Source organism: Nosocomiicoccus sp. HMSC059G07 (assembly GCF_001815515.1).
In the GTDB taxonomy this organism is placed as follows: Bacteria; Bacillota; Bacilli; order Staphylococcales; family Salinicoccaceae; genus Nosocomiicoccus; species Nosocomiicoccus ampullae_A.
In genome coordinates this window covers 1,086-5,193 of record NZ_KV820863.1, presented here as the reverse complement: position 1 = coordinate 5,193, position 4,108 = coordinate 1,086, and the positions used below count along the sequence as shown (strand labels likewise).

Below are 4,108 nucleotides of genomic sequence, written 5' to 3'. Positions count from 1 at the left end.
AAAAAGAATACACATATATGGCCGAATAAACTTATTTGTGAGGTGTTAGAGCATTTTAATGATGAAAAAATCAATAATGGATTCATTACGGAAATGTTAAATGCAAGAGGTGTCTGTTTTACAAATAATGGTAAAGACGAACAAAAACTAGCAGATCAATATAAGGAAATTCGAGAAAAAATGCCATTTAGATACAGTGTAATGAGAAATATATTATTTAATTTAGAGAGTTTCTACACTTTAATGTCTCAAGATTATAAACTAGAAAGTGAAATCGAGAAGCGATTTTTTTAACTGAAAATATCCCTCCTCATAAAGTGTGGATTCAGAGATGTTTTTTACATGAACTGTATCGAGTACATTTTAGCGATGAATTTTAGAATAATTAAGAAGGATATTACAACTAAAAGCATATTCTTGGCGTATTATAAGAGAGAGTTATAAGTTAAAGTATACTAGAGTAGTATATGACTTAGAATATCGTATCCTGTATTCCAAGAGATATTAAAGGAGCTCATATCTTTAAAACAAAAAAGACATGTCAAAATGACATGTCTTTTGCCTCTATCCGCGTGGTTAGACGCAGCAAGGTAAGACTTTCCTTATTCCTTATAACTAATAATAATAGAAATTGACATTAATCGCAATCATTAGTGTAATAGTGAAAAAATTATTGAGTCTGATATACTGCACGCATCGTCGAGATTACCGCTTCACTCTGTCTTTGAACGCACTAGAATTCTATAATTTGCGCAGTAAATTCGGTCTATTTAAACCGTCACCGTTATTTTCGTACCTTTTCCTTCTTCAGACTCTACTTCTATTTCACCGCCGTGTAGGTCGATTATTTCTTTAACGATTGCCATTCCGAGTCCGTTTGATGGGATGTTGTCTTCGGCGCGATGGTCTTTATGGAATCTCTCAAAGAGATGCGATTTTGTGTCTTCGTTCATACCGATGCCGTCATCTTCTACGATGATTTCTGCACGAGAGTTGTTTTTTCTTACGAGGATATTGATTTCACCGTAATGATTCGTGTATTTAATCGCGTTAGTGAGTAAATTCGTAATCGCCTGGTATAAGAGATTACTGCTGCCATATATTTCTATATCTTCAACGTGCGTCATTAAAAAGATTTCTTTTTGGTCGAGCATATACGACTGACTTTGCACGATTTCGTTAATAAATGGTCGTGCACCGAAGTGCGTTTTCTCTAGCTGTGATTCGCTCTGTTCAATTGAAGCGAGCAGCAATAGTTGTTTTGTTAACCCACTCAGTCGCTTCGCTTGGTGTTCCATATTTTGAATCGTGTCTTTATTGTATTCTCGTTTTAATGATTCAAGTTGCATGAGTAAGTTCGCGATCGGGGACTGGATTTCGTGTGAGACGTTAGCAACGAATCGTTCGTTCGTTTTTTGTTGATCTCGAATCGCTTGACTCATATGCGCCATCTCACGTTGCAGTGTTCCGATTTCATCGCGTCTAGTGACAATGTTTTCTGTCGTATATTTTCCTAACCTTATGTCACTGGCGAAATTCTTTAACCGAATGACTGGTGCGATTATAAAGTTAGACGATAAAGCAACAAATATAATCGAGAATACGATTAAAAGACTCAGTAGAATCGCTAAAAATATACGAAACTCTCCCATACTTTCTCCGACGTTTGGTCTCATAAATACGGAATACGTCTCACCGTGAATTGTGACATTTGTACCGACCGTGTTTTTCGTTTCATTGTCAAAGAATCCTGTAATTAAAATGTTGAACGGTCGATTTTTAATTCCGTGATAGATGTCATCTTGTAGTGCATCTTCTGGTAAGTTATCGAGTCGAAACGGATCGCCGTAAAATTGTTTTTCTCCGTTTTTAATCACGACGAGTTGAAAGTCTAAACTCGCGATTTGGTTAAAAATTTCTTCAGCAGGTCTCTTATCATTTTCTATAAACTCTTTTTGTTTTAATAACGTTTCAGTAATGCGCGCGTCGTTTTTTTCTTTCTCATAAAAGTGGTAGTAGACGTTTGAGAGTAGGAATGCGAGTATGCTGCTTATTGCCATAACAACGAGTGTATTGACGATAAAACGCGTCGACAAATGTTTAAAGTTCATGGATTTGATATCCAATCCCGCGCACTGTTTTAATCTCAATACGAGAGTTTACAGCACTGAGTCGTTTTCTTACGCGTTTAATATGCACGTCTACTGTACGTTCGTCACCTTCAAAGTCATATCCCCAAATTTCTTCAATGAGCATATCTCTACTACATACATTCGGATAATTGATGAAAAGCTTCTCGAGCAACTCGAATTCTTTTCTCGGGAAATATAGTGTTTCAGAATCGACTTCAATTAAGTACGCATTACTATCTAAAGTGACATTCCCAATCGTCGTACTTGATGATTGACCGTATCTTGAAAGGACCGCTTCAATTCTAAATTTTAACTCTTCTGGTTCAAATGGTTTCGTCATATAATCATCCGTTCCCGCTTGATACGCTTCACGTTTATCGTATAATTCACTTCTCGCTGTAAGCATAATGACCGGTATATCGTAATCATTTTTTATATGTTTACATAGTTCAAATCCGTTCATATACGGCATCATGACATCGACAACAGCGAGGTGTATGTTTTCATCTTGTAAAATATCGAAAGCTTGCATAGCGTCTTCAGCTAGAAACGGTGTGTAGTCAGGCTGTAACTTTGATGCGACCATATCACGAAGGGACGCTTCGTCGTCTACAATTAAAATGTTAACCATAATTTCCTCCTAAAATAATTTGTTCATATTGAGTTCATAGTAGCGGTGTAATATACACAGTGAAGGAAGGGATGGACCAATGAAAATCGCTTTTAAAGAACTCAAATACTATAAATTCAAATACTTAATGATCGGCATAATTTTATTTTTACTCGCATTTTTAGTCATGTTTGTTTCAAGTTTAGCACAAGGACTTGGAAAAGATAATATTTCAATGATCGAGTCATTGTCTGGTGAAGAAATTCTAATTGAAGATGATTCAAACAATGAGATTCAGCAGTCGGTGTTAAGTGAAGATGTCGTAGATGACGCACGCGACAATGGCTATAAAAGTCTGTCGATGACACCTCTAAGATTTGAAAACAACGACAGCGTACAGCTCGTCTATACCGATGCTGTGAATTTAAATATTGTTGAAGGAAGTCAGCCAAACGGAAAAGATGAAATACTCGTTGACAGTACGATGGCAGAAAGCTATAACGTTGGCGATACAGTTGAAGTAAAGGACTCAGATATCACGTATAAGATAAGCGGATTTGTGAAACGTCAAATGTTCGCGCACACGCCAATCGCTTTTACAACAAAAGAGGGCTTCGAAAAAATTAAAGAAGCCGACGTCAATATTATGATTGGTAGTAAGAATTTTGAAGCGGACGGTGTTACGACGATTACGAAGCAAGATTTAATGAACGGCATTCCGAGTTATCAAGCAGAGCAGTTACCACTCAATTTAATGATCGTGTTTTTATTCGTCATTTCTGCGATTGTGATTAGTGCATTCTTCTACGTTATAACGATACAAAAAACGAAAGAATACGGTATTTTAAAAGCAATCGGCACAAAAAATATACGTATGGTATCGATGATCGTCACTGAAGTGTTCGTCATCGTTATATTAAGTACACTAATTGCGATTGGCCTCACGTACTTACTGAGTACTTTATTACCAGTAACGATGCCGTTTTTCGTAAACAATAAATTAGTCGTGTTATTATTTGGATTATTTATGGTCGTATCATTAATTGGCGCACTGTTATCGATTATAAAAGTAGTAAAAATTGATCCGTTAACTGCGATTGGAGGAGATTAATATGTTAAAGCTAGAGAATATATCAAAAACTTACGGTAAAGGTGATACTCAAACTGAAGTGCTAGAAGATATAAACTTAAAAGTAGACAGTGGAGAACTCGTCGTATTATATGGACCGTCCGGTTCAGGGAAAAGTACGCTACTATCGATTATCGGTGCTCTTTTATCCCCAACAGATGGAAAGATTATTATGGATGGAGACGACTGGACGTCTTATAAAGATAGCGAAATGACAGACTTACGACTCGGAGAAAT

5 protein-coding genes are annotated in these 4,108 nt (G+C 36.5%); 3 read left to right on the top strand and 2 right to left on the bottom strand.

The genetic code is table 11. The features are described from left to right. A partial coding sequence (locus HMPREF3029_RS06735; RefSeq protein WP_168165513.1) for a hypothetical protein occupies window positions 1-294 on the top strand: 294 nt, incomplete at its 5' end. Window positions 295-770: 476 nt separating this feature from the next. Here the strand turns inward: HMPREF3029_RS06735 and HMPREF3029_RS06730 are convergent. Continuing rightward, window positions 771-2,111, bottom strand: a complete 1,341-nt coding sequence (locus tag HMPREF3029_RS06730) for a sensor histidine kinase (RefSeq protein ID WP_070710237.1) — start codon at window positions 2,109-2,111, stop codon at window positions 771-773. Beyond that, window positions 2,101-2,763 carry a response regulator transcription factor gene (locus tag HMPREF3029_RS06725; RefSeq protein WP_070710236.1) on the bottom strand — a complete coding sequence of 221 codons (663 nt, stop codon included), beginning with the start codon at window positions 2,761-2,763 and terminating at the stop codon, window positions 2,101-2,103. Before HMPREF3029_RS06725 ends, HMPREF3029_RS06730 begins: the two co-directional genes overlap by 11 nt. A 79-nt stretch (window positions 2,764-2,842) precedes the next feature. Here HMPREF3029_RS06725 and HMPREF3029_RS06720 point away from each other — a divergent pair, with 79 nt between their 5' ends. Both HMPREF3029_RS06720 and HMPREF3029_RS06715 read left to right on the top strand, forming a co-directional pair. Beyond that, window positions 2,843-3,853, top strand: coding sequence for an ABC transporter permease (locus HMPREF3029_RS06720; protein WP_070710235.1), 1,011 nt, complete (start codon window positions 2,843-2,845; stop codon window positions 3,851-3,853). 1 nt (window position 3,854) lies between these two features. Continuing rightward, the coding region (locus HMPREF3029_RS06715) for an ATP-binding cassette domain-containing protein (protein ID WP_144265435.1) at window positions 3,855-4,108 on the top strand (254 nt) is incomplete at its 3' end.